This window comes from Methylobacterium sp. SyP6R, from assembly GCF_019216885.1.
Classification (GTDB): Bacteria; Pseudomonadota; Alphaproteobacteria; order Rhizobiales; family Beijerinckiaceae; genus Methylobacterium.
Genome location: NZ_JAAQRC020000001.1, coordinates 5,730,001 through 5,755,000, shown reverse-complemented (window position 1 = coordinate 5,755,000; position 25,000 = coordinate 5,730,001). Strand labels below are relative to the sequence as shown.

The window sequence follows — 25,000 nt, the reverse complement described above, 5'->3', positions numbered from 1 at the left end:
GGCCGTACGGTCGATGCAGACGGCGTCGTAGCCGCTGCGCACCAGGAAAAAGACCGTCTCGCCGAGCGCACCTGTCAGGCGCAACAAGGCCGGGCGGGCGAGATCGCGCAGGCCCAGCGGGTTGCCGGCCTTGGCGGCGAGGCGAAACAATCCAAGGCCGAGCCGGTAGGTTTTCGTCGGGGGATCGAAGTCGACCAGTTCCTCGGCGACGAGCGCCCGCAGCAGGCGCAACGTCGTCGGCGCCGGCAGGCCGCTCGCTTCGGCGAGGGCGCTCAACCGCACGCCGCCAGTGCCCGACTCGCCGAGATGGCGCAGCAACCCGGCGATTCGCGAAGGAGCGGATCGATCGAGCGGTTTCGTTTCGGCGGCACCCGACATATCGATCGCTCTTTTGATTTTCACCCAGCGAAATAATGTCGGCAAAATTGTTCGTCTACCGAAATAGTGGTTGCTCGCATGGCCGCAGCGATCAATCCTGCGTGTCGAGGTCGGGAGATGGACGCGATGCGGCGGTCACCGAGGAAGCGGGGCAGCGATGCTTGAGCCGACGGGACGGGTCGCGATGGTCTCGGGCGCCTCGCGCGGGATCGGGCAGGCGGTAGCCGAGAGGCTCGCCCAGGCCGGCTATCGGATCAGCGCCGGCCTGCGCGATCCGCGCCGTGCGCCGGCCGGATGGTATGCCTATCGCTACGACGCCGAGGAGACCGGCAGCACCGAGGCGTGGACCGCCGCGACGCTGGCGGCGTTCGGGCGGATCGACGTGCTGGTGAATGCCGCCGGCATCAACCCGATGGCCCGCTTCCTCGATTCCGACGAGACGGCGTTCGACGCGCTCATCGCCGTCAACGTCAAAGGGCCGATGCGGGTGATCCGGGCGGCCTGGCCGCACCTCGTCGCGTCCGGCAGCGGACGGATCGTCAACATCGCCTCGCTCTCGGGCAAGCGCGTGCGCAACGAGAATGCCGGTTACGCCATGGCGAAGGCGGCTTTGGTCAGCCTGACCCAGGCGGTTCGGCGCGAGGGCTGGGAGCACGGACTCCGGGCGACCGCCTTCTGCCCGGGCTTCGTCGAGACCGACATGACCGCCCACGTCACCAAGCAGCCGCGAGATTTGATGTCCCAGCCTGATGATGTCGCGGCGGTGATCGAGACGCTGGTGCGGTTGCCCAACACCGCGAGCATCGCCGAGTTGCTGCTCAACTGCCGGCACGAGGACATGCTGTGAGTGGGTTGTTCCAGCGCCTCGCGCAGCGGCCGGGCCCGACCGTTCCCTTTACCATCGATGGCGCATCCGCCGAGGCGTGCGCCGGCGATTTCCTGATCGGCGCGATCCTGCTGCATCGGCGCGCCCTGCGCCGGTTCGAGTTCGGGTCCGGCGAGCGCGCCGGCTACTGCCTGATGGGCGCGTGCCAGGATTGCTGGGTGACCCTCGCGGAGGGAGGGCGGGTGCGGGCCTGCACTACCCTCGTCGAGCCCGGCATGGCCGTGGTCACGGGAGGAGTCGGTGGCTGAGCCCATCTTGGCCGAACCCATCGTGGCGATCGTCGGGGCCGGACCGGCGGGTTTGCGGGCGGCGCAGGTTCTCGCCGAGGCAGGATTGCGCCCGCTCCTCCTCGACGAGGGGCACCGCGCCGGTGGTCAGATCTATCGCCGCCCGCCGCCCGGCGCCGAGCGGCCGGCCGCCGATCTCTACGGCTTCGAGTCCGGCCGGGCGCGGGCCCTGCACACCCTCGCCGACGCGCTGGCGCCGCGGATCGATCATCGTCCCGGCACGATGGTGTGGGGGATCGCGGCCCGGGCTCCGGCCGGCTTCGATCTCGACTGCCTGGGGCCGCGGGGGCACGACCGGATCGCGGTCGACCGGCTGGTGCTCGCCACCGGCGCCATGGACCGCGCCCTGCCCTTCCCGGGCTGGACCCTGCCGGGGGTCTTCACCCTCGGGGCGGCGCAGATCGCCCTCAAGGCGCAGGGCATGGCGATCGGCCGGCGCGTCGCCCTCGTCGGGGCCGGGCCGCTGCTGCCGCTCGTCGCCTATCAATACGCCAAGGCGGGGGCGACGGTCGTCGCCGTGCTCGACGCCACGCCGCTCGGGGCGAAGGTGAAGGCGGCCCCGCGCCTCGCGGCCCTGCCGGCGACCCTGGCCAAGGGGGTCTGGTATACCCTGGCGGGTGCGTTGCGCGGGATACCGGTGCGCTCCGGCGTGCGGGCACTCGCGGTCGAGGGCGATCACCAGGTCGAAGCTCTGGCCTGGGAGGATGCGCGCGGGCGCCGGCATCGGGTGGTTTGCGACGCGGTCGGGGCCTCGTTCGGCCTGCGCAGCGAGGCGCAAGCCGCCGATCTCGCCGGATGCCGCTTCGTGTTCGAGCCGGTGACGCGGCAATGGCAGCCGGAGCGCTCGCCCGAGGGCCGTTCTTCGCATCCGCGCGTCTATCTCGCCGGCGACGGCAGCGGCATCGGTGGCGCCGACGTGGCCGAGTTGCAGGGCGAGCGCACGGCGCTCACCGTCCTCGCCGATCTCGGCCGACCCCGCGACGTTGGTCGTGAAGCCAGGCTCGACCGGCTGCTCCGCGGGCAGGCGGGTTTCCGTGCCGCGTTGGAGGCGGCCTACCCTTACCCGCACCACCTCGTCGACAAGATCGCGGACGACGAGATCGTCTGCCGCTGCGAGGGCATCACCGCGGGCACCCTGCGGCGGGCCGCGACCGAGCGGGACGCCCACGAGATGAACCGGCTCAAGGCCCTGACCCGGGCCGGGATGGGCCGCTGCCAGGGCCGGGTCTGCGGCCACGCCGCCGCGGAGATCCTGGCGCGGACGCTGAACGTGCCGGTCGAGGTGGTCGGGCGGCTGCGCGGGCAGGCGCCGATCAAGCCGATTCCGCTGCGGGAGCCGGTCTGATGGAACGCCTCACCGTCGACGTTGCGATCATCGGGGGCGGCACCGCGGCCTGCGCCGCCGCCGTGGCCTTGCGCGAGGCCGGACTGACCGTGGCCCTGCTGGAGAAGCGCCTCTGCGGTGCCGGCGCCAGCGGGGTGAATTTCGGCGGCGTGCGCCAACAGGGCCGCGACTTTTCGGAATTGCCGCTGTCGCAGCGCGCGCGCGTGCTGTGGGATGGCCTGAACGCCAAGCTCGGCGAAGATGTCGGGTTCGAGGCGACCGGCCACATCAAGCTCGCGCGGGCCGAATCCGACATGGCTTTGCTGGAGACTTATGCCCGCGACGCCGCCGAATACGGGCTCGACCTCCAGCTCGTCGGGCCGAACGCATTGCGCGCCGAAATGCCATGGCTCGGCCCGGCAGTCGTCGGCGCTTCGCTCTCGCCCACCGACGGGCAAGCCAATCCGCGGGTGGTGGGGCCCGCTTTCGCGCGGCTCGCCCGCCGCCTCGGGGCGGAGGTGCGCGAGCACGCGCCGGTGCATCATGCGGCCCATGACGGATCCGGCTTCACGGTCGAAGCCGAAGGTGTGAGCGTGAAGAGCCGCAGCCTCGTCAACGCCGCCGGCGCCTATGGCGGTGCGGTGGCGGCCTGGTTCGGCGAGGCGGCGCCGGTGGCGCCGCTCTCCCCCAACATGGTGGTGACCGAGCCCCTGGCCCCTCTCGTCACCCGGTCGATCGGTGTGGTGGGAGGCGACGTCTACGTGCGCCAGACCCGGCGCGGCAACGTGGTCCTGGGCGGCGGGCGCGGCACGGCGGACAGCGTCGATGGTCTCGCCCGGCCGGTGGCGGCGACCTCGCTCGGCGCCATGGACAAGACCCTGACGCTGATCCCGGACCTCGCCCACGCCCAGGTCATCCGCAGCTGGAGCGGGCTCGACGGCGAGATGCCGGACCACATCCCGGTCATCGGGCCGTCCGGCACCACGCCCGGCCTGGTTCATGCTTTCGGCTTCTCCGGCCACGGTTTCCAGCTCGGCCCGGTCGTCGGCGAAATCCTGGCGGAACTCGTGACGCAAGGCCGCTCCGCCTCTCCTCTCCATCCGTTCCGGATCGAGCGCTTCGCCGATTGGCGCGGGCTGTACCGGTCGGAGGGGGAGATCGAGCACTGACGACAGAAGCACCCTGGGGGATCACCACGATGAGACGCTTCCTCTTCGCCGCGGCCACCCTCGCCCTGTTTGGCCCCGGGCCGGCGCTGGCCCAGGCAGCGACGGACAAGATTCTGACCATCGGCATGGCGGCGGCCGATGTCAGCCAGCTCGACCCGTTCCGAGCCACCAGCACCCAGGACAAGCCGGTCGTGTCCTGGATCTTCAACGGCCTTGTGCGCTTCAAGCCGGGCTCGACCAGTCTCGAGACCCTGGAGCCGGACCTCGCCGAATCCTGGACCCGCTCGGACGACGGCCGCATCTGGACCTTCTCCTTGCGCAAGGGCGTCAAGTTCCACGGCGGCTACGGCGAGTTGACCGCCGACGACGTGGTCTTCTCGTTGAAGCGCGCCGCCGATCCCAAGACCTCGTCGTTCTCGACCGACTACGCCGCCTTCGACATGGTCGAGGCTGTGGACCCCTACACCGTCAGGATCACCCTCAAGCACCCTGTGCCGTCGTTGCTCGGGCTGGTGGCGAACTACCACGGCGGCAACGTGCTCAGCCGCAAGGCCGTCGAGGCGTTGGGCAACGACTTCCGCCTGAAGCCCATCGGCACCGGGCCCTTCGCCTTCGCCGAATACAAGCCGAACGAGAGCGTGCGGCTGACCGCGAACCCGGACTACTTTCGCGGCAAGCCGAAGCTCGGCGGCATCCTCTACCGGCTGATCCCGGCCGATGCGGCCCGCGACCTCGCCTTCACCTCGGGCGAGCTCGACATCGTCTATGGCCGCCAGGACCAGCGCTGGGCCGAGCGGTTCGGCCGCGAGGCCGACGTGTCGGTCGACATCGTGCGGCCGGCGGAGTTGGCGCTCTTGCATCTGAACACCACCCACAAGCCTCTCGACGACGTGCGGGTACGCCGGGCCGTCGCCCAAGCGATCAGCCAGGCGCAGATCGTCCAGTTCAAGGGCGCCAGCGTCACCGAGCCGGCGGTGTCGATCATTCCGAAGGGCTATCTCGGCACCGACGACAAGGCGCCGCTGCCTCCTTACGACCTCGCCAAGGCCAAGGCGCTCCTGGCCGAATCCGGCCACCCGAACGGCATCACCATCACGGCGATCCAGACCAGCCTGCCGACCATGCTGACCGCGATGCAGATCGTGCAGGGCCAGCTCAAGAAGGCCGGGATCGAGCTGAAGCTCGACGTCGTCGACCACCAGACCTTCCACGCCCAGATCCGCAAGGACCTGTCGGATGCGGTCTATTACGCCGCGGCGCGCTTCCCCGTCGCCGACACCTACCTGACGCAGTTCTTCGATTCGGCCTCGACGGTGGGCACACCGACGGCCGTGACCAACTTCTCGCATTGCAACGCGGCCGATGCCGAGATCCGCAAGGCCCGCACCGAGCCGGATCCGGAGAAGCAGAAGGCGTTGTGGAAGACGGCGCAGGAGAAGATCATCGAGCAGGTCTGCGCCGTGCCGCTCTCGGAAGGCTTGCAGGTCTGGGCGCACAAGAAGTCGGTCGATTACGGCTACGACTTCAAGGGGGCGATCCACCTGGGGCCGGTGATCACCGAGATGACGGACAAGAAGTAAATATTTCTCGATCCAAGACTTGCTCGTTTCTCGCGATGGGTCGTGCGCATCCCCTCTCCCCGCGGGCGGGGAGAGGGCTGTGCCCTCGTTCAGAGGGCGCAGCGAGGCGGCAGCCGATGGTGAGGGGGTGTTTCCAGAGGAGCCTCATCCGTTGAGACCCCCTCACCCTCGCTCCGGCTGCGCCTCCACTCGCCGTGTCCCCTGGACGGGGACACGGCCCTCTCCCCGCCCGCGGGGAGAGGAGAGACCCGCGCCTGATCCGGCAGCGTGATCACCTCCAACCCCCCGGCCCGCCCATGCTCCAGTTCATCCTCAAGCGCTTCCTCCTGGCGATCCCGACGCTGGTGGCGGTGCTGACCGTGGTGTTCGTGCTCGTGCGGGTGGTCCCGGGCGATCCGACCATCGTGATCCTCGGCGACCAGGCCAGCGCCTCCGCCCGGGCCGACCTGCGGGCGAAGCTCGGGCTCGATCGGCCGATCGTGGTCCAGTACCTCACCTTCATGGGCCAGATCGCCACCGGCGATATCGGCCGCTCGCTCACCACCAACCGGCCGGTGCTGGAGGATGTCGCCCACGTCCTGCCCTACACGATCGAGCTGACGCTCGCGGCGGTCGCCATCGGCGTCGGGGTGGGCGTACCGCTCGGGGTCATGGCGGCGCGGCGGCGCGACGGGCTCGCCGACTGGCTCGCCCGCATCGTGTCGCTCGCCGGCGTGTCCTTCCCGGCCTTCGTGTCCGGCATCCTGCTGCTGATCGCGTTCGCCGTGCAGCTGCGCTGGTTTCCGGTGATCTCGACGCCGCGCACCGGCGGCATCCTCGACCGGCTCGGCGCCCTGGTGCTGCCGGCGCTCAATCTCGGCCTCCTGATGGTCGCCTACGTCACCCGCGTCACCCGCTCGGGGATGCTGAAGGCGCTGGGCGAGGATTACGTCCGCACCGCCCGTGCCAAGGGGATGCCGGCCCGGATCGTGGTCTGGCGTCATGCACTCCGCAACGTGCTGGTGCCGGTGGTCACCGTGGTCGGGCTCTATCTCGGTGTGCTGATCGGCAACGCGGTGCTGACCGAGATCGTGTTCAACCGCCCCGGCCTCGGCAAGCTGATCGTCACCGCGCTGACCCAGCGCGACTACAGCCTGCTGCAGGGCCTGATGGTCGTCTCCGCCTTCGCCATCGTGGTCGCCAACGTGCTCACCGACATCGCCTACGGCCTCGTCGATCCGCGGGTCTCGGCCCAATGAGCGCGGCGGCCGCCTCCGCCGCCCCGAGCGCCTGGCGCCGGGCCACCCGCTCGCCGGGCCTGATGATCGGCGCCGTCACGGTGGTCGCCGTCGTCGCCCTCGCCCTCCTCGCGCCCTGGATCGCGCCCTACGATCCGAACGAGCAGGACCCGGTCGCGGCCCTGATGGGCCCGTCGGCCGAGCACTGGTTCGGCACCGACTTCTTCGGGCGCGACGTGCTCTCGCGGGTGATCTGGGGCGCCCGGATCTCGCTCTCGGTCGGTTTCGTCGCCACCCTCATCGGCGTGGTTTTGGGCACGGTGATCGGGGTGGTGGCCGGCTATTTCGGCGGCTGGCCCGACCGGCTGATCACGGCGGCCACCGACGTGCTGCTCAGCTTCCCGCAGCTCATCATGGGGCTGATGCTGGTGGCGGTGCTGGGTCCGAGCCTCGGCAACCTGATCCTCGCCATCGCGGTCACCGCCGTGCCGGCCTTCATCCGCATCGCCCGCGGCTCGACGCTCGCCATGCGCCAGCGCGACTTCGTCGATGCCTGCCGGGCGCTCGGCTATTCCGACCTCCGCATCATGTTCGGCCACATCCTGCCGAACATCATGGACGAGGTGGTGGTGCTGGCCTCGCTCTGGCTCGCGACCGCGATCCGCACCGAATCGACCCTCGCCTTCATCGGGCTCGGCGTGCCGCCGCCCACGGCCACCTGGGGCAGCATCGTGCGCGAGGGCTTCGACAACCTGCTCGACGCGCCCTGGCTGTCGATCTTCCCGAGCATCGCCATCCTCGCCGTGATGATCGGCCTCAACCTGATCGGCGACGGCCTGCGCGACGCCACCGACCCGCGGGGGGCCCCATGAAAACCCCTTCGATGACGCCGACGGACATGCTCAGGGTCGACGGGCTGACGACCCAGATCCGGGTCGGCGGCACCTGGTACGACGCGGTGCGCGAGGTGTCGTTCTCGGTGTCGGGCGGGGAGACCCTGGCCCTCGTCGGCGAATCGGGCTGCGGCAAGAGCCTCACCGCCCTCTCGGTGATGGGGCTGCTCGCCCCCAAGGTCGGCCGCGTGGCGTCGGGCTCCATCGTGGTCGACGGCACCGACATGCGGGCGGCGAGCGAGAGCCAGCGCGAGGCGATGCGCGGCGACCGCCTGGCGATGATCTTCCAGGAGCCGATGACCTCGCTCAACCCGGTCCTGACCATCGGCTTCCAGATCGCCGAGGCGCTGCGGCGCCATCGCGGCCTGTCGAAGGCGGCGGCGCGTGAGAAGGCGATCGCCCTCCTCGAACGGGTGCGGGTGCCCTCGGCCGCCGAGCGGATCGACGCCTATCCGCATCACTTCTCCGGCGGCATGCGCCAGCGGGTGATGATCGCCATGGCGCTCGCCTGCAGCCCCCGTGTGCTGATCGCCGACGAGCCGACCACGGCGCTCGACGTCACCATCCAGGCGCAGGTTCTGGCCTTGCTCGCCGAGATCCAGCGCCGCGAGGGGCTGGCGGTGCTGCTCATCACCCACAATCTCGGCGTCGTCGCCTCGGTCGCCGACCGGGTGATGGTGATGTATGGCGGCGACGTGGTCGAGAGCGCGCCGGTGCGCGCCTTCTTCGCCCGGCCGACCCACCCCTACGCGGAAGGCCTGCTCAAGGCGATGCCGCGGGTCGACCGGGTGCAGGAGCTGGCCGCGATCCCCGGCACGGTGCCGACCCTGCCGGAGATGCCGGAGGGCTGCCGCTTCCAGGGCCGCTGCCCCCTGGCGGAGGCGCGCTGCCGTGAGCGGCCGCCGCTGGTGCCGCTCACGGGGGCGCCGGACCACGCGGTGCGCTGCTGGGTGAGGGCTGCATGACCCCTGTGATGACCCCCGTGCAAGAGTCTCCGCTGCTCGAGGTCAGCGACCTCTCCAAGACCTTCACCATCCGCCGCGGCTTCCCGGTCGCGAAGACCAGCCTGGTGCGCGCCCTCGACCGGGTGTCGTTCACGGTGGGGCGCGGCGAAGCGCTCGGCATCGTGGGCGAATCCGGCTGCGGCAAGTCGACCACGGCGCGGGTGGCCCTGCGGCTCACCGAATCCGACGGCGGCGCCGTGCGGTTCGACGGGCAGGACGTGCTCGCCGCGCCCGCGAGCGCGATGCGGCGCCTGCGGCGGCGGATGCAGATCGTGTTCCAGGACCCTGCCTCCTCCCTCGATCCGCGCCAGCGCATCGGCGAGGCGTTGGGCGAGCCTCTTCGGGTCCACGGCCTCGCGCGCGGGGCGGAACTGAAGGAGCGGGTCGCGGGGCTGCTTGCCGAGGTCGGGCTTCCGGCCACGGCCGCCGCGCGCTTCCCGCATGAATTCTCCGGCGGCCAGCGCCAGCGCATCGGCATCGCCCGGGCGCTGGCGCTCGGGCCCGACCTGATCTTCGCCGACGAGCCGGTCTCGGCCCTCGACGTCTCGGTCCAGGCGCAGATCCTGCGGTTGCTCGAATCGCTGCGGCAGTCCCGCAACCTCGCCTTCGTGTTCATCTCGCACGATCTCGGCGTGGTCCGGCATTTCTGCCAGCGGGTCACCGTGATGTATCTCGGCCGGGTGGTGGAAAGCGGGCCCGTGGGACCGCTCTTCGGCGAGCCGCTTCACCCCTATACCCAGCTCCTGAAGGCCTCCTCCCCGGTGCCGGACCCGGAGCAGCCGGTGGCGATGAGCTTCCAGGAGGGCGAGCCGCCCTCGCCGCTCAAGCCCCCCGCGGGCTGCCACTTCCATCCCCGCTGCCCTCGCGCCTTCGACCGATGCCGCAACGAGGCGCCCGCTTTACGCGAGGCGGCGCCGGGCCGCACGGTCGCCTGCCACCTCTATGGCGAGGGGTGACGGCCGTCTCTGCGCAGACCACCACCGTCCCGAGACATGACGGCGCTATCCCTTTCGGCCCTGATTGCTCTAGCTTCCCCAGCGGCGACGAAGCGCCTTGCATGAAGGGGGATGACGGCAGATGAGGACGATTGGGGTGGTGGCGGTCGTAGGATTGGGCCTGATCGGCGCGGTGGGAACCGCCTCGGCCCAGTCATGGGGGCCGGATTACGGCTCCCGCGACCGCGAGTATCGCAGCCGCGACGGCGACTACCGCGACCGGGACTATCGCGACCGCGGCTACCGGGATCGCGGCGACGATTACGGCCGGCGCGACGATTACCGCCGCGACCGCGATTACGGCTCTCGCGACCGCGACCGGGACTATCGCGATCAGGGGCCGCCCCGTGGCGCCGCGGCGTTCAACGAGCGCGAGTACCTGCGCTGCAACCCGGACGTGGCCCGCGCCGTACTCGCCGGCAAGATGGAGTCCGGCTACAAGCACTTCCAGGTCCACGGCTTCCGCGAGGGCCGCAAGCTCAGTTGCTGACCGGGCGAGCGCCGCCGGGGCGAGACGCCCTGGTGGCGCGACGCCGCCCGCGCTCCACAGGCCGTGCCGCGTCTCGCGCCTTCCTGCATCGGCAAGACCGGCCCGGGACGCCGCCATACGTTTGTCCTGTCCGCCCGATCCCGAGACGAAGACTCGCGATCGCCGCCAAAATTCATCTCCGAAATGGAGTGACAAATTCAAGCACGCATCGCACGATCGATCGATCGATCATGGCGGTGATGATATGAAAATACCTGGACTTCCGTTCACTGTTGTCGATTGGTCCGCGGTTCCGGCATCCGAGCATTCCGGTGAAGTCGGCAGCGCGCTCTGGCGTACATTCCAGATCGGCGATATCCGCGTCCGCATGGTCGAATATTCACCTGGTTATATTGCCGATCATTGGTGCGATCGCGGCCACATTCTTCTCGTCATCGAGGGGGAGCTCGAGACGGAGCTGCGTGACGGCCGCACTTTCACGCTTGTGCCCGGCATGAGTTATCAAGTTTCGGATTTCGGCGATGCCGCACATCGCTCGTCGACTCGCACAGGTGCAAAATTATTCATTGTCGATTGAGCACGGGCCGCATTCAAATGGCGGCTTCCGGGATGCGGAGAACTGGCTCGATGAGACCGGGTTGGGCCGAAATCGGCGACTCGCAAGACCAAGATGATTGGTCTTTGACGATAGTCAGATTTCGCAGATCGGCTGATATAAGCAGCCGGTTCCAACGACCGTTGGCATCGAATCGGCAGGCGCCGATCGAATATCGTCAGGTACCGGAGGCTGGATTGACGCCTCCATGAAAACGGCGCCCGGCCAGGAAGCCGAGCGCCGCAGCATCATCGCGTCCGAACCGTCGCCGTCAGGCGGCGGCGGCCTTGCGCAAGGGCTCAAGGGCCGCGAACATCCGCGCCGGCGTCGCCGGCATGTCCATGTCGCGCAGGCCCACGCTGCGGTCGAGGGCATCGACCACCGCGTTCATCACCGCCGGGCAGGAGCCGATGCTGCCGGCCTCGCCGGCGCCCTTGATGCCCATCGGGTTGGTGGTCGAGGGCACGTTCTTCGTCTCGAAGTGGAAGAACGGCACGTCTCCGGCCCGCGGCATGGCGTAGTCCATGAAGCTCGCGGTCAGGAGCTGGCCGGCCTCGTCATAGACCGTGCGCTCGTGCAGCGCCTGGCCGATGCCCTGCGCCACCCCGCCATGGACCTGGCCGGCCAGCAGCAACGGGTTCACCACGATGCCGAAATCGTCGCAGACGGTGTAGCGCACGATCGTGGTGATGCCGGTATCGGGGTCGATCTCGACCTCGGCGACGTGGGTACCGTTCGGGTAGGTCGCGCTCGGCGGCACGAAGTCGCCCTGGCCCGTCCGCATCGCCTCGGTGGCCTTCGGCAAGGCCGCCAGGGCCGCGAAGTCGATCGACCGGTCGGTGCCGGCGACCCGCACCGCGCCCTCGGCGATCTCGAGATCCTGGATACCTGCTTCCAGTTCCTCGGAGGCGAGCTCCTTCAGCTTGCCGGCGAGGTTCTTCGAGGCGGCGCCGACCGAGATGCCGCCGACGGGGATCGAGCGCGAGCCGCCGGTGCCGGCACCCGTGGCGACCTTGTCGGTGTCGCCCTGCACCACGCGGATGCGTTCCAGCGGCAGGTCGAGATGCTCGGCGGCGAACTGCGCATAGGCCGTGGCATGGCCCTGCCCGTTCGACTGGGTGCCGACATAGACCGTGGCGCCGCCATCCTGGTCGAGGGTGATCTTCACGTCCTCGCCCTCGCCCCAGGCGGTGCACTCGATGTAGGTGGCAAGCCCGATGCCGCGCACGAGCCCCCTGGCGCGGGATTCCGCGGCGCGGGCCTCGAAGCCGGTCCAGTCCGCCGCCTCGACGGCGCGGCCCATATGGGCGGCGAAATCGCCGGTATCGTAGGTACGGTCACCGATCGGCGTGGTGTAGGGCATCGCGCTCGGCGGGATGAAGTTGCGCCGGCGGATCTCGGCCGGCGAGATCCCGGTCTCCCGCGCCGCCCGGTCGACCAGGCGCTCGATCAGGTAGGCCGCCTCCGGCCGCCCGGCGCCGCGATAGGCGTCGACCGGCACGGTGTTGGTGTAGACGCCGCGCACCCGCACGTGGACCGCCGGGGTCTTGTACACGCCGGTCAGCATCGTGGCGCCGAGATACGGGATGTAGGGCCCGTATTGCGACAGGTAGGCGCCGAGATCGCCGATCACGTCGAAGCGCATGGCGAGGAAGGTGCCGTCCGCATCGAGCGCGACCTCGCCGACCGAGAGGTTGTCGCGCCCCTGCGCGCAGGCGACGAAGTGCTCGCCCCGCTCGGACACCCACTTCACCGGCTTGTTGAGCCGGCGCGCGGCTTCCGCCGCCAGCGGGTATTCGCGGTAGGTGAAGGTCTTGGTGCCGAAGCCGCCGCCGACATCGCCGGTGACGACGCGGATCTGCTCCTTCTCGACCCCGAGCACGCCCATCAGGGTCTTGCGCAGGCCGTGGACGCCCTGGCTCGGGATGGTGAGGGTGAAGCGCTTGGTGCCCGCATCGTATTCGGCGACGACGCTGCGGGTCTCCATGTAGTTGGTGACGAGGCGCTGGTTCTCGACCTCGACCTTCACCACCTTGGCGGCCTTGGCGAAGGCGGCATCGACCGCAGCCTTGTCGCCCATGGTCGAGTCGAACGAGACGTTGTCGGGCTGCTGGTCCCACACCGCATGGGCGCCGCCCGCGATCGCGCCGCGGATGCCGACCACCGCCGGCCGCACGTCGTAGTCGATGCCGATCGCCTCGACGGCGTCGCGGGCCTGGGCGACGGTGTCGGCGACCACGAAGGCGACGGCGTCGCCGATATGCTTGACGGCGCCCTTGGCCAGCACCGGGATGTGGGCGACGTGGTTCTGGCTGCCGTCGCCGTTCGGCAGCGGCGCCTGGCACTTGATGTCGTTGAGGCCGGCCACGTCCTCGGCGGTGAGCACGAGGTGCACGCCGGGCATCGCCCGGGCGGCCTCGAGGTCGGTGATCGTGAAGGTCGCATGGGCGTGCGGGCTGCGCAGCAGGGCAGCGTGCAGGCAACCCGCGGGGGCATGGTCGTCGCCGTAATGGCCCTCGCCGGTGATCAGCCGACGATCCTCGACCCGGCGCAAAGGCTGGCCGAGACCGAATTTGGTCACTGTCATGTAAACCTCGCGATGCGATGCTGAACGGGATGCGCGAGCGGGCGCGCGGCATGGAGGCCGGCACACGGGGAGACTCGCGTGATCGAGGGGATGCGACGGCGGACGGTGTCCGGTCCCGCCTGGGCGGCGCTCCGGATCCGGAGCGTTCGGGCTCCGGCCATGGATGTCACCATGGGTCCTGCCATGCGGCGTTCATCCTCCCGTGGACCGGTCGAGCGTGCGACTTGAGGTCCTTATCGGGGCGAGCCTAGCACGTCGGATCGGAGGCGTCTGCGGCGCTGCTGACGCGGCTTCGCCTTACCCCCGACCCATCCCGTTGGTCCGCGCCCGCGCCTCGACGCCGCCGCTCACCAGGGTCAGCCGCGGTCGCGGCTCCAGGATCGACGCGACCTTGCGCTCCAGGTCCTCGCCGCGGAACGGCTTCTGCACCACGCGGTCCTCGGTGCCGCCGTCGATCCGGGCGAGCGCGGTGTGGTCGGCGTAGCCGGTCACGAACAGGATCTGGATCGCCGGCCAGCGGCTCCGGATCACCGTCGCGACCTCGGCCCCATTCATCCCCGGCATCGCAAAATCGAGCACGGCGAGGTCGACGCACGGGTCGGCTTCGAGCGCCTGGATCGCCGCGAGGCCCGAACCCGCCTCGCGGATCGCGTAGCCGGCCTCACCGAGGCGCGTCGTCGTGATGTCGCGCACGTCGCCGTCGTCGTCGACGACCAGCACCACCCGCTTGTCGCTCCCGTCGCGGATGCCGGCACAATCGATCGCGACCGGGTGCACCTCGTGCACGGGAGCCTCCGCCGCCACCCGCGGCAGGTAGACCCGCACCGACGTGCCCTCGCCGGGCACGGTCTCGATGCGCACGCCGCCGCCGGACTGCTTGGCGAAGCCGTAGACCTGGGCGAGGCCGAGCCCGGAGCCCTTGCCCACATCCTTGGTGGTGAAGAACGGCTCGAACACCCGGGCGAGCACGTCGGGCGCGATGCCGGTGCCGGTGTCGCTCACCGCCACCATGGCATAGTCGCCCGGGCTCGGCTCCTCGGGCCGGGCCGGCTCGGCGTCGAGCTGCACGTTGGCGGTCTCGATGGTCAGGCAGCCGCCGACCGCCATCGCATCCCGGGCGTTGATCGCGAGGTTGAGGATGATGAGCTCGATCTGGGTCGCATCGACGAGGGCCGGCCACAGGTCGGGCTGCAGCGTCATCTCGATGCGGACCGAGCCGCCCATCGAGCTCTGCAGCAGGTCGCGCATCGACGCGACGGTCTGGTTGAGCTGCACCGGCACCGGCGCGAGCTTCTGGCGGCGCGAGAAGGCGAGGAGCTGGGCGGTGAGCCGGGCGCCGCGCTCGGCCGCACCCCGCATCATGTCGAGCCGGCGCTTCGAGCGCTCGTCCGAGACCGCCCGCTCCAGGAACTCGATGTTGCCGGCGATCACCGTGAGCAGGTTGTTGAAGTCGTGGGCGACGCCACTGGTGAGTTGGCCCACCGCCTCGAGGCGCTGGGCCTGGCGCAGGGCGTCCTCGATCCGTTCGCGCTCACGGATTTGGTGCTGGAGCGCCGCATTGGTGTCGGCGAGCTCCCGGGTCCGGGCGGCGACGCGCTGCTCGAGGGATTCGTTGAGGTCGCGCAGGGCCTGCTCGGCGGCGCGGCGGCGCAGATGGGCGCGGGCCTCCGAGAGGGCGCGCAGGATGACCCGCGGCAGCCGGTCGAGGCGCTGCTTGGTCACGTAGTCGGTGGCGCCGTGCTTCAGTGCCTCCACCGCCACCTCCTCGCCGAGCGTGCCGGACACGAAGACGAACGGGACTTCCGGACAATTCTCGCGGGCGGCGGCGAGCGCGCTCATGCCGTCGAAGGCGGGCAGCACGTAATCGGCCAGGATGATGTCGTGGCAGCGTCGCATCGTCGCCGCCGCGAAGGCGTCCCGGGTGATCACCCGCTCGACGGCGACGATGAGTCCGGCATCCTCCAAAACCGCACTCAGCAGCTCGGTGTCGAGGTCGCTGTCCTCGAGGAGCAGGACGCGCAACGGGGCCCCCCCATCCTCCGCCACCGTTACGTCACTCACCGGAGGCCCAGTCGTTCCGGTGGGGCGGCGGCTCGTTGAGCACGGCCCAGAACACGCCGAGATCCTGGATCGCCTCGAAGAATTCCTTGAACCCGACCGGCTTCACCACGAAGGCGTTCACGCCGAGCTGGTAGGAGCGCACGAGGTCGCTCTCCTCCCGGGACGAGGTCAGCATCACGATCGGGATCGCCCGCATGCGCGCATCGCCCTTGACCGCCGCCAGCACCTCCAGCCCGTCGACCTTGGGCAGCTTCAGGTCGAGGAGGACGACCGCCGGGTCCTGAGCCGGCCGTTCGGCGTGCGGACCCTGCCGGCGCAGGTATTCGAGCGCTTCCGCCCCGTCGCGGCAGATGACGATCTTGTTCGCCAGCTGGCTCTTCTCGAGCGCCGCGAGGGTCAGTTCGATGTCGTTGGGGTTGTCCTCGACGAGGAGGATCGGCTTGAGGTCGGCCATGGCGATCTCTAACGGAGGGGGAGCGTGAAATGGAAGGCCGCCCCCTGGCCGAGGTTCCCCTCGGCCCAGACCTGTCCACCATGGCGTTCGACGATGCGCCGGACGTTGGCGAGCCCGATCCCGGTTCCCTCGAATTCCTCGACCCGGTGCAGGCGCTGGAACACCCCGAACAGCTTGTTCACATAGGTCATGTCGAAGCCGACGCCATTGTCGCGCACGCAGAACACCGCCTCGCCGTCGCGGTCGGCCTCGCGCGTCACCTCGATCACCGCCTCGGGCCGGCCGCGCGTGTACTTCACGGCGTTCGACAACAGGTTCTCGATCACGAGCCGCATCATCACCGGGTCGGCCTGGGCCCGGCCGAGGGGCCCGACCCGCCAGCGGATCGTCCGTTCGAGCGGGATGTCGCGGATCATCTTACGGCGCACGTCCTCGACCAGCTGGCTCATGTCGCAGGGAATGCGGTTGAGGGCGTTGCGCCCCATCTGCGAGAAGGTGAGCAGGTTGTCGACGAGGGTTCCGGCGGAGAACGCCGCCTCGATGATGGTGTCGACGTAGCGCCGCCCGCGCTCCGAGAACTTGTCGCCCTCGCGCGACCGCAGGAGCTCGGCATAGCCGACGATGTGCCGGAACGGCGCCCGCAGGTCGTGGCTGACCGAGTAGGAGAAGGCCTCCAGTTCCTTATTCGAGCGCTGCAATTCCTCGGTCAGCGCCGCCAGTTCCTCGGCCCGGCGCAGCACGATGCCGAGCACCGCGGCGCGCAGATCCTTGGCGGTGTCGACCTCCGGCACCGACCAGGGCTTGGAGCGGCCCTGCACGGTCTCCTTCCAGGTCTCGAAGGATTGCCGGGGGTGCAGCCGGTCGGGCCCACCGGCCGGATCCTTGGAGGCGGCCTTGGTCGGATCGCCGCCCCAGCGCACGGTCTGGACCACCTCGGGCCGGAACCACAGCACGTAGCTGGCATATTTCTCGGAGATCGAGATGGCGAGGAGGCCGCTCGCGGTCTCGGCGATGGTCCTGGCCGGCGGGTATTCCTCGCCCAGCGCCTCGGTGACGTGGACCGCCTCGCCGCCATGCTCGGCCGAGAGCCATTCGTAGACGCCCCGCACCTGCCGCTCGCTGGGGGTGCGGCCCATCAGGTGGCAGCGCTGGCCGGTGACGATCGCCGCGCCGCCGGCATCGGTGAGGGCCAGCACGTCCTCCGGATGCTTGAGGAAGCCTTCGACGAAGTTCTCCTCCTCCGCCATGAAGGCGAGGAGCCGCGCCTGGATCGCCCCGAGCGTCAGGCGCTGCTCGGCGAGCGCCCCGCGCTCCTTGGCGGCGAGCTGCAGGGCGAAGGTCTGGGTGAGGATGTCGCAGGCGTTGCGGGTCGGCAGCGGCACCCGCCGCGCCGTCTTGTTGTGGCAGGAGATCAGCCCCCACAGCGCCCCCTCGACCAGGATCGAGATCGACATCGAGGCCGCCGTGCCCATGTTGCGCATGTACTCGACATGGACCGGCGAGACGCTGCGCAGGACGGACTGGCTGAGGTCGAGGGGCGCCCCGGTCGAGGGCGTGAGAGCCGGGACGATCGGAACCGGATCGTAGGCGGCGTCCGGGATGATGCGCAGGCGGTTGCGGCGATAGAGTTCGCGGGCCTGGGCCGGGATATCGGAGGCGGGAAACCGCAGGTCGAGATAGGCCGGCAGCACGCCGTTGCCGTCCTCCGCCACGACGGTGCCGTTCCAGTCGCGGTCGAAGCGGTAGACCAGGGCACGGTCGAACCCGGTGAGCTGGCGGATGTCGGCGGCCAGCAGCCCGCACAGGTCCTCCACCGTCCCGGCCCCGTGCAGCGCCTCGATGAAGGCGCGCAGCCGCGGGTAGAGCATGTCGAGGTTGCCCGCCGCGGCCTCGCCGGCGCTCTCCTCGAATTCGAGCACGATGAGGCCGCCGGAGCGGTGCGCCGCGAGGTCGTAGGCGCGCAGTCCCTCCCCCGTCTCGAGGGTGAGCGTGCCGAGATAGGCCGCGCCGTCCTGTCCGAGACCCTGGCCGAGATCCGTCGTCAGCACCTGGACGATCGGGGCCCCGACCTCCGGCAGCGCCTGGCTCAAGGGTAGGCCGTGGACCTGGGCGGCGGGACGTCCGGGCAGGTCGGGCAGGTTCGCGCTGGCCTGGACGACGCGCAGATCCGGTCTTTCGAGCGCCAGCAGGAAGCCGTGCGGCTGCAAGGTGCCGAGAATGTGGATCGGCTCCCTGTCGCAGGCCGTCAGTTCCGCCGGTTGCACAGACCGCATGGCCGCCCTCGCCCCTCGCGCCGTTCGGATCCGAACCGGTATCTACTCGGACACCTTAAGGGAAGCTCGCCAGTCCCACCAGTGCGCGAATCCGGCACAGCAATGACAATTTCTCGGGCGTTCAGGTTCTCCGGCGGCATCCCGTACGGGCTGCTCTCCTGCGGGCGGCTATCGATCATGCGGGTGATGGTGCAAATCGATCGATGTATCGGTGTCGCCGCGCGGAAATATTTCCGATACCCCCTGAGAAACACGGAAAGATCCTCGCCGGCAGGCAGGCCGCGGCCGAAGAAGTGTGAGCCCTCACGCAGGCGAAGGGCTGACATCCAATCTTCCAGGCGCGGATCGCCGAGACGCCGCGCCGGACCGAAACGATGCGCGTTGGCGCGCCGGTCCGACTCCGCATATGATCTTCGATGAGCCGGAATAGGCGAAAAATCCCATCCGAGCGCCCCATCGACGACGGGAGCGGGCCATTCCCGACGAGCTTCCCGCCCCCGGTCTCCTCAACCGCCTCGACCTCAAGACGTTGCGGCTGTTCGCGGCGATCTGCCAGGAGGGGACGCTCAACGGTGCGGCCCGGGCCGCCGTGATCGCGCCCTCGGCGGTGAGCAAGCGCCTCGCCGAGCTGGAACGGGCCTTAGGCTGCATCCTGCTCACCCGCGAGCCGCGGGGCATGCGCCCGACCCCGGCCGGCGAGACGCTGCTGCACCACACCCGTCGCATGCTGGCGAGCGCCGAGCAGATCGCCCTCGAACTCGCCGAGCACGCGAAGGGAGTGCGCGGCATCGTCAGGATGCTCGCCAACCTCTCGGCCATCGTGCAGTTTCTGCCCGAAGACCTGCGGGCCTTCCAGGCAAGGCAGGGCGCGATCAGAATCGACCTGGAGGAGCGGCCGAGCGGCGGCGTGATCCGGGGCGTCGCCGAGGGCGCGGCCGAGATCGGAATCTGCTCGGGGACCGTCGCGGCGCTCGACCTGCGCTCCACCCTCTACCGGCGCGACCGACTCGTCCTGGTGATGCGGGCCGAGCATCCGCTGGCGGGCCGGGCGAGCCTCGCCTTCGCCGAAGCGCTCGGCTACGACTTCATCGGCCTGCATGCCCAGAGTTCGATCTACGACAGCGTCCGGGCCGAGGCGCAGCGGATCGGCCGCCCGTTGCGCCTGCGGGTGCACGTCCCGGGCTTCGACGCGGTCTGCCGCATGGTCCAGGCCGATATGGGCCTGGGCGTGATCCCCGAGCGGGTCTTCGGCCTGATCGGCGGTGCGATGCAGCTCGTGGCGGTGCCGCTGACCGACCCATGGGCCGATCGCGAGCTGATCATCGTGACGCGACCGGGTACGCTCTCGCCCGCCGCCGGCCTCCTCGTCGCGCATCTGGCCCGGCCGGCACCGCCCTGACGGCGTCCCGTTCGACCCTTTGCGTTCTCCTGGAGAGAACGGTCGCTCGCGAGATACGGTTGGATCCGGCCCGCGTTCTTCAATTATGGATGGTTCAAAGACACATCGCATCGGAGGAGACGTCATGAGCGGACCGCTCGCGGGCATTCGCGTCCTGGAACTCGGCCAGTTGATCGCCGCGCCCTTCGCCACCCGCCTGATGGCGGAGTTCGGCGCCGAGGTGATCAAGGTCGAGCCCCCCGGCGAGGGCGATCCCCTGCGCAAGTGGCGCAAGATGCACGAGGGCACCTCGCTCTGGTGGTACCTGCAATCGCGCAACAAGAAGTCGATCGCCGTCAACCTCAAGTCGACTGAGGGCCTCGCGATCGTCAAGCAGCTCGCGCAGAGCGCCGACGTGGTCGTCGAGAACTTCCGGCCCGGCGGGCTCGAGAAACTGGGCTTGGGCTGGGACGTGCTCTCGGCCCTCAACCCGAACCTCGTGATGGTCCGCATCTCCGGCTACGGCCAGACCGGGCCCTATCGCGACCGGCCCGGCTTCGGGGCGATCGGCGAGTCGATGGGGGGCTTGCGCTTCACCACCGGCGACCCGAGCACCCCGCCGGCCCGGGCCGGCGTCAGCATCGGCGATACGCTCGCTTCGCTCCACGGCGTCATCGGCGCCCTGATGGCCCTGCTGCGGGTCAAGACCGGCCAGGGCGCCGGCCAGGTGATCGACGTCTCGCTCGTCGAGAGCGTGTTCAACGTCATGGAGAGCCTGGTGCCGGAATACGACCTTCTCGGCGAGGTCCGCACCCGCACCGGCGGCGCGCTGCCGGGCATCGCGCCCTCGAACACCTATCCGAGCCGGGATGGCGGCTTCGTCGTCATCGCCGGCAACAGCGATCCGATCTTCCGCCGCCTGATGACTGCGATCGGCCGGGCCGACCTCGCCGAGGATCCGGCGTTGCGCAACAACGAGGGCCGCTCGAAACAGGCCGGGATGCTCGACGGCGTCATCGCCGACTGGACCCGAGGCCGCACGGTGACGGAGGCCCTGACGGTGCTCGACGCCGCCGAGGTGCCGGCCGGGCGGATCTACTCGGTCGCCGACATCGTCGCCGACCCGCATTACACCGCCCGCGACATGATCCTGGAGGCGGACCTGCCCGGCGACACGAGGGTGAAGATGCCCGGCATCGTGCCGAAGCTGTCCGAGACCCCAGGCAGCGTGCGCTGGCAGGGCCCGGCCCTCGGCGCCCACACCGATTCGGTGCTCTCCGACCTCGGCTTCGACGAGGCCGGCATCGCCGCCTTGCGCCAGACGGGAGCCGTCGCGTGAGCGGGATCGTCATCCAGGAGGTCGCGACCCGCGACGGCTTCCAGATCGAGCCGGTCTTCGTCCCGACCGCGGAAAAAATCCGGCTGATCGACGCGCTGTCGGCGGCGGGCTTCACCCGCATCGAGGTCTCGTCCTTCGTCTCGCCGAAGGCGGTACCGGCGCTCGCCGACGCGGCCGAGGTTTTTTCCGGCATCGCGCGCCGGCCCGGCGCCACCTACGTCGCCCTCGTGCCGAACCCGAAGGGCGCCGAGCGGGCCCTCGCCGCACGCGCCGACGAGATCAACCTCGTCGCCTCGGTGAGCGAGACCCATAACCGTGCCAATATGGGCATGACGCCGGAGGCCTCGATCCGGGGCTTTTCCGCGATCATGGAAACTGTGCGGGGCGAGGTCGGCGTCAACGCCACCGCGGCGACCGCCTTCGGCTGCCCGTTCGAGGGGCTCCAGCCCGAGGACAAGGTGCTGGTCCAGGTCGAGCGCTATCTGGCGCTCGGGGTCGACGGGGTGACGCTGGCCGACACCACCGGCATGGCCAATCCGCGCCAGGTCGCCCGCCTCGTCGCCCGGGTGCTGCCGCTGGTGGGGGCCGACCGCCTGACGCTCCATTTCCACGACACCCGCGGCTGCGGTCTCGCCAACGTGCTCGCGGCCTTTGACGCCGGCGCACGCCGGTTCGACGCGGCCCTCGGGGGCCTCGGCGGCTGCCCGTTCGCGCCCGGCGCCACCGGCAACATCTGCACCGAGGACCTCGCGAGCATGGCCGAGGAGATGGGCCTGTCGACCGGCCTCGACCTCGACGCCCTCATCGCCCTGTCCCGCGACCTGCCCCGCCTCGTCGGCCATGACGGACCGGGCCAGGTCGCCAAGGCCGGTCGTCCGCGCGACCTGCACCCGGCCCCGCCGCTCAAGGCGGCCTGACACCGGCGCGCGCGCCGCCCGGAAGAAGGCAGCCTCGCCGAATCTCACCGGACCGCAAAACCCGCCCCGCCCGTCCCCCGGGCGAAGGCGCCCCCGTGCCCGCATCGCGGGCAATGGCTCTACCCAAGCCCGCATCGCGGGCAATGGCTCTACTCATGCCCGCATCGCGGGCCAAGGCTCCACCCAAGCCCGGAGGAAATCCCATGGCCATCGCCACCGCCGGCCCGCTCGCCGGCTCCGACGCCCTCACCGAGGCTGCCGTCATCCGCAAGGTCGCCTGGCGGCTGATGCCGCTGATCATGATCTGCTACCTGTTCGCGTTCTTCGACCGCATCAACATCAGCTTCGCGAAGTTCCAGCTCCAGAGCGACCTCGGCTTCAGCAACGTCGCCTACGGCCTCGGCGCCAGCATGTTCGTGGTCGGCTACGTCATCTTCGAGGTGCCGTCGAACCTCGCCCTCTACCGGGTCGGCGCGCGGCGCTGGATCGCCCGGATCATGATCTCGTGGGGCATCGCCACCGCGCTGATGATCGTCATCCGCACCGAGTGGCACTTCTACGTCCTGCGCTTCCTGATCGGCGCGATGGAGGCCGGCTTCGCCCCCGGCATCCTGTACTATCTCACCCTGTGGTTCCCGGCCTCGTTCCGCGGCCGCGTCACCTCGTTCATGTTCGTCGCCTCGGCCTTCGCCGGCATCGTCGGCGCGCCGGCGGCCGGGCTGATCCTCGGCGGTCTCAACGGCGTCGCGGGCCTCGCCGGCTGGCAATGGCTCTTCCTCGCCGGCGGCCTGCCCTGCCTGATCCTCGGGGCCCTGGTGCTCACCCGCCTCGAAGACCGGATCGCCGACGCGCGCTGGCTCTCGGCCGAGGAAAAGGATCTTCTGTCCTCCCGCATCGCCCACCATAACCACGGCATCGGCGACCATTCGCTGTGGGGCGCGATCAGGCAGCCGGGCTTCCTGCTCATCGCCCTCGTCTATTTCCTGCTTCAGGTCGGCTCCTACGGCCTCAACTTCTGGGGCCCGGACCTGATCAAGACCGCGAGCGGCGGGGCCGCCGCCTCGGTCGGCTTCCTGACCGCGATTCCCTACATCTGCGGTGCGGTCAGCATGATCGTCATCGGGCGCCTGTCGGACGCCTCGGGCGAGCGGCTGAAATTCGTCGCCGGCCTGGCGGTCGCCGCAGCCCTCGGCTTCTTCCTCGCCGGTCTGTTCGACAGAGAGATCGTCCCGCTGATGATCGCCCTCGCGCTGCTCGGCTCCGGTATCGTCGCGTCGATCCCGACCTTCTGGACCTTGCCGGCGAAGCTCGTCACCGGTGTCGGCGCGGCGGGCGGCATCGCGCTCATCAACACGCTGGGTCAGTTCGGCGGCATCGTCAGCCCGGTCATGGTCGGCTGGGTCAAGGACCTCACCGGCTCCACCACCCCGGCGCTCTACGGCATCGGCTGCCTCTGCCTCGTCGCCGCCGGGCTCCTGCTCTTCGCGATGCCCGAGAGCCTGCGCCGCAACGACCGGAGCGTCTGAACGACCGGCGGTGTCGACCCGCCGCGTGGGCGGATCGGCCACGCGGCACCCGGCTCCGTCACCTGATCCCTCTTCATGGGTGGCGCGCGCTCACGGCGCGTGGTCGAGACGCCGGTCGCTTGCTAGCCTGATCGGACAGGAGCCGCGGTCACGCCGTTTCCGCGGGAGCCGATATCACGGAGCTGGGCGCCCACGGGCGTCACGGTCTTCGGACAGGGAGACACCGACGCCATGAGAGAGCCGAACGAGGCCGCTCCCGTCCGTCGTTACGACGCGATCATCGTCGGGGCCGGGTTTTCCGGCCTGTATCAGCTCCATCTGCTGCGCGACCGGCTCGGCCTGTCGGTGCGGGTGCTGGAGGCGGCCGAGGGCATCGGCGGTACCTGGTACTGGAACCGCTATCCGGGCGCACGCTGCGACTCCGAAAGCTACTACTATTCCTACTCGTTCTCGCGCGAACTCGAGGAGGAATGGAACTGGACCGAGCGCTACCCTGAGCACGGCGAGATCCGCCGCTACCTCGACCATGTCGCCGACCGCTTCTCCTTACGGCGCGACATCCAGCTCGGCACCCGCGTCGCCGGCGCCACCTACATCGAAGCGGCCAATCGCTGGATCGTCACGACAGAGAGCGGCGAGCGGTTCGAGGCGCAATTCCTGATCACCGCGGTCGGCTGCCTGTCGAGTGCCAACGTGCCGACGATCCCTGGCCTCGAAAGCTTCTCGGGCGCCTGGTACCATACCGGCCGCTGGCCCCATGACGGCGTCGACTTCTCGGGCCAGCGGGTCGGGCTGATCGGCACCGGCTCGACCGGCATCCAGGCGACTCCGGTCATCGCCGCGCAAGCCGCCCATCTCACGGTATTCCAGCGCACCGCCAATTACAGCGTGCCGGCCCGCAACGGCCCGATGGACGATACGTTCAAGGCGTGGGTGCGCGAGAATTCGTCGGAGTTGCGCGCCAAAGCCCGCGCGGCGCCGAACGGCCATCCCTTCGATTTCTCGGACCGCTCGGTCTTCGACGTCTCGCCCCAGGAGAGGCTGGCGATCTACGAGGCGGCCTGGGAGCGCGGCGGCCTGCGCTTCCGCGCGGCCTTCCGCGACATCATGCTCGACCAGGACGCCAACGAGACCGCCTCCGAGTTCATCCGGGCCAAGATCCGCAGCATCGTGACGGATCCGGACACGGCGGAGGCGCTCACGCCGCGCGACCACCTCTTCGCGACCAAACGCCCGCCGATCGACACCGATTATTTCGAGACCTTCAACCGCCCCGACGTCACGCTCGTCGACCTGAAGAAGACGCCGATCGCCGCGATCGTGCCCGAGGGCGTGCGCACCTCGGACGCGACCTATCCCCTCGACATCATCGTCTTCGCCACCGGTTTCGACGCGCTCACCGGCCCCCTCCTCGCTCTCGACATCCGGGGCCGCGACGGTCGTTCTCTCAAGGAGGAATGGGCGGCAGGCCCGAGGAGCTATCTCGGCCTGCAGGTCCCGGGCTTCCCGAACCTGTTCACGATGACCGGCCCGGGCAGCCCCTCGGTTCTCACCAACATGCCGGTGGCGATCGAGCAGCACGCCGAATGGATCGCCGGCTGCATCAAGCATGTCCGCGAGCACGGCCTCGACCGGATCGAGGCGACG

General features: G+C 69.9%; 21 protein-coding genes (2 of these 21 running past the window's edge). 16 read left to right on the top strand and 5 right to left on the bottom strand.

Annotation, left to right across the window (positions count from 1 at the left end; genetic code table 11):
* A protein-coding gene (locus HBB12_RS26465) for an IclR family transcriptional regulator (RefSeq protein WP_272913301.1) crosses the window boundary here: on the bottom strand, positions 1 to 378 show its 5' end (the start). The gene continues 465 nt to the left of window position 1, outside the view; only the first 378 of its 843 coding nucleotides appear in the window; its start codon is at positions 376 to 378; the stop codon falls past the left edge of the window.
* Positions 379 to 535: 157 nt separating this feature from the next.
* Here HBB12_RS26465 and HBB12_RS26460 point away from each other — a divergent pair, with 157 nt between their 5' ends.
* From HBB12_RS26460 to HBB12_RS26410, 11 genes are all read left to right on the top strand, one after another.
* On the top strand, positions 536 to 1,225 hold the full coding sequence (locus HBB12_RS26460) for an SDR family NAD(P)-dependent oxidoreductase (RefSeq protein ID WP_236992086.1): 690 nt from the start codon (positions 536 to 538) through the stop codon (positions 1,223 to 1,225).
* Positions 1,222 to 1,512 (top strand): (2Fe-2S)-binding protein, encoded by a 291-nt coding sequence (locus tag HBB12_RS26455; RefSeq protein WP_236992085.1) that lies wholly within the window; start codon positions 1,222 to 1,224, stop codon positions 1,510 to 1,512. Before HBB12_RS26460 ends, HBB12_RS26455 begins: the two co-directional genes overlap by 4 nt.
* Positions 1,505 to 2,896, top strand: coding sequence for an FAD/NAD(P)-dependent oxidoreductase (locus HBB12_RS26450; RefSeq protein ID WP_236992084.1), 1,392 nt, complete (start codon positions 1,505 to 1,507; stop codon positions 2,894 to 2,896). The genes HBB12_RS26455 and HBB12_RS26450 overlap by 8 nt, the downstream gene beginning before the upstream one ends.
* Complete coding sequence (locus HBB12_RS26445; protein ID WP_236992083.1) at positions 2,896 to 4,044, top strand: NAD(P)/FAD-dependent oxidoreductase; 1,149 nt, start codon at positions 2,896 to 2,898, stop codon at positions 4,042 to 4,044. The genes HBB12_RS26450 and HBB12_RS26445 overlap by 1 nt, the downstream gene beginning before the upstream one ends.
* Positions 4,045 to 4,073: 29 nt before the next feature.
* Positions 4,074 to 5,624: an ABC transporter substrate-binding protein gene (locus HBB12_RS26440; RefSeq protein ID WP_236992082.1), complete on the top strand. Its 1,551-nt coding sequence runs from the start codon at positions 4,074 to 4,076 to the stop codon at positions 5,622 to 5,624.
* A gap of 296 nt (positions 5,625 to 5,920) precedes the next feature.
* Positions 5,921 to 6,862 (top strand): ABC transporter permease, encoded by a 942-nt coding sequence (locus HBB12_RS26435; protein ID WP_236992081.1) that lies wholly within the window; start codon positions 5,921 to 5,923, stop codon positions 6,860 to 6,862.
* Positions 6,859 to 7,713, top strand: coding sequence for an ABC transporter permease (locus HBB12_RS26430; protein ID WP_236992080.1), 855 nt, complete (start codon positions 6,859 to 6,861; stop codon positions 7,711 to 7,713). Before HBB12_RS26435 ends, HBB12_RS26430 begins: the two co-directional genes overlap by 4 nt.
* A gap of 11 nt (positions 7,714 to 7,724) precedes the next feature.
* Positions 7,725 to 8,699 (top strand): ABC transporter ATP-binding protein, encoded by a 975-nt coding sequence (locus tag HBB12_RS26425; RefSeq protein WP_236992079.1) that lies wholly within the window; start codon positions 7,725 to 7,727, stop codon positions 8,697 to 8,699.
* An 8-nt stretch (positions 8,700 to 8,707) separates the two neighbouring features.
* On the top strand, positions 8,708 to 9,694 hold the full coding sequence (locus HBB12_RS26420) for an ABC transporter ATP-binding protein (RefSeq protein ID WP_236992078.1): 987 nt from the start codon (positions 8,708 to 8,710) through the stop codon (positions 9,692 to 9,694).
* A 121-nt stretch (positions 9,695 to 9,815) separates the two neighbouring features.
* The gene (locus HBB12_RS26415) at positions 9,816 to 10,223 is read left to right on the top strand and encodes a hypothetical protein (RefSeq protein WP_236992077.1); all 408 of its coding nucleotides are present in this window, start codon (positions 9,816 to 9,818) and stop codon (positions 10,221 to 10,223) included.
* A 244-nt stretch (positions 10,224 to 10,467) separates the two neighbouring features.
* Positions 10,468 to 10,800 (top strand): DHCW motif cupin fold protein, encoded by a 333-nt coding sequence (locus HBB12_RS26410; RefSeq protein WP_236992907.1) that lies wholly within the window; start codon positions 10,468 to 10,470, stop codon positions 10,798 to 10,800.
* A gap of 289 nt (positions 10,801 to 11,089) precedes the next feature.
* On the opposite strand, the gene HBB12_RS26405 is transcribed toward HBB12_RS26410, so the two are convergent.
* The 4 genes from HBB12_RS26405 to HBB12_RS26390 all read right to left on the bottom strand — a co-directional run bounded on the left by HBB12_RS26405 (position 11,090) and on the right by HBB12_RS26390 (position 18,193).
* Positions 11,090 to 13,405, bottom strand: coding sequence for a xanthine dehydrogenase family protein molybdopterin-binding subunit (locus tag HBB12_RS26405; protein WP_236992076.1), 2,316 nt, complete (start codon positions 13,403 to 13,405; stop codon positions 11,090 to 11,092).
* Between the two features lie 297 nt (positions 13,406 to 13,702).
* Complete coding sequence (locus HBB12_RS26400) at positions 13,703 to 15,466, bottom strand: response regulator (RefSeq protein ID WP_236992075.1); 1,764 nt, start codon at positions 15,464 to 15,466, stop codon at positions 13,703 to 13,705.
* Entirely contained in the window at positions 15,459 to 15,920 is a 462-nt protein-coding gene (locus HBB12_RS26395) for a response regulator (RefSeq protein WP_236992074.1), read from the bottom strand. The genes HBB12_RS26400 and HBB12_RS26395 overlap by 8 nt, the downstream gene beginning before the upstream one ends.
* Positions 15,921 to 15,928: 8 nt before the next feature.
* Positions 15,929 to 18,193 carry an ATP-binding protein gene (locus HBB12_RS26390; protein WP_236992073.1) on the bottom strand — a complete coding sequence of 755 codons (2,265 nt, stop codon included), beginning with the start codon at positions 18,191 to 18,193 and terminating at the stop codon, positions 15,929 to 15,931.
* A 529-nt stretch (positions 18,194 to 18,722) separates the two neighbouring features.
* Between HBB12_RS26390 and HBB12_RS26385 the strand changes: the two genes are divergently transcribed.
* The 5 genes from HBB12_RS26385 to HBB12_RS26365 form a co-directional block, all read left to right on the top strand.
* Complete coding sequence (locus HBB12_RS26385; protein WP_236992072.1) at positions 18,723 to 19,592, top strand: LysR family transcriptional regulator; 870 nt, start codon at positions 18,723 to 18,725, stop codon at positions 19,590 to 19,592.
* A 124-nt stretch (positions 19,593 to 19,716) separates the two neighbouring features.
* Positions 19,717 to 20,910 carry a CaiB/BaiF CoA transferase family protein gene (locus tag HBB12_RS26380; protein ID WP_236992071.1) on the top strand — a complete coding sequence of 398 codons (1,194 nt, stop codon included), beginning with the start codon at positions 19,717 to 19,719 and terminating at the stop codon, positions 20,908 to 20,910.
* The gene (locus HBB12_RS26375) at positions 20,907 to 21,827 is read left to right on the top strand and encodes a hydroxymethylglutaryl-CoA lyase (RefSeq protein WP_236992070.1); all 921 of its coding nucleotides are present in this window, start codon (positions 20,907 to 20,909) and stop codon (positions 21,825 to 21,827) included. The genes HBB12_RS26380 and HBB12_RS26375 overlap by 4 nt, the downstream gene beginning before the upstream one ends.
* Before the next feature lie 203 nt (positions 21,828 to 22,030).
* Positions 22,031 to 23,353 carry an MFS transporter gene (locus HBB12_RS26370; protein WP_236992069.1) on the top strand — a complete coding sequence of 441 codons (1,323 nt, stop codon included), beginning with the start codon at positions 22,031 to 22,033 and terminating at the stop codon, positions 23,351 to 23,353.
* 231 nt (positions 23,354 to 23,584) lie between these two features.
* A protein-coding gene (locus HBB12_RS26365) for a flavin-containing monooxygenase (protein ID WP_236992068.1) crosses the window boundary here: on the top strand, positions 23,585 to 25,000 show its 5' portion. 207 nt of this gene lie beyond the right edge of the window; only the first 1,416 of its 1,623 coding nucleotides appear in the window; its start codon is at positions 23,585 to 23,587; the stop codon falls past the right edge of the window.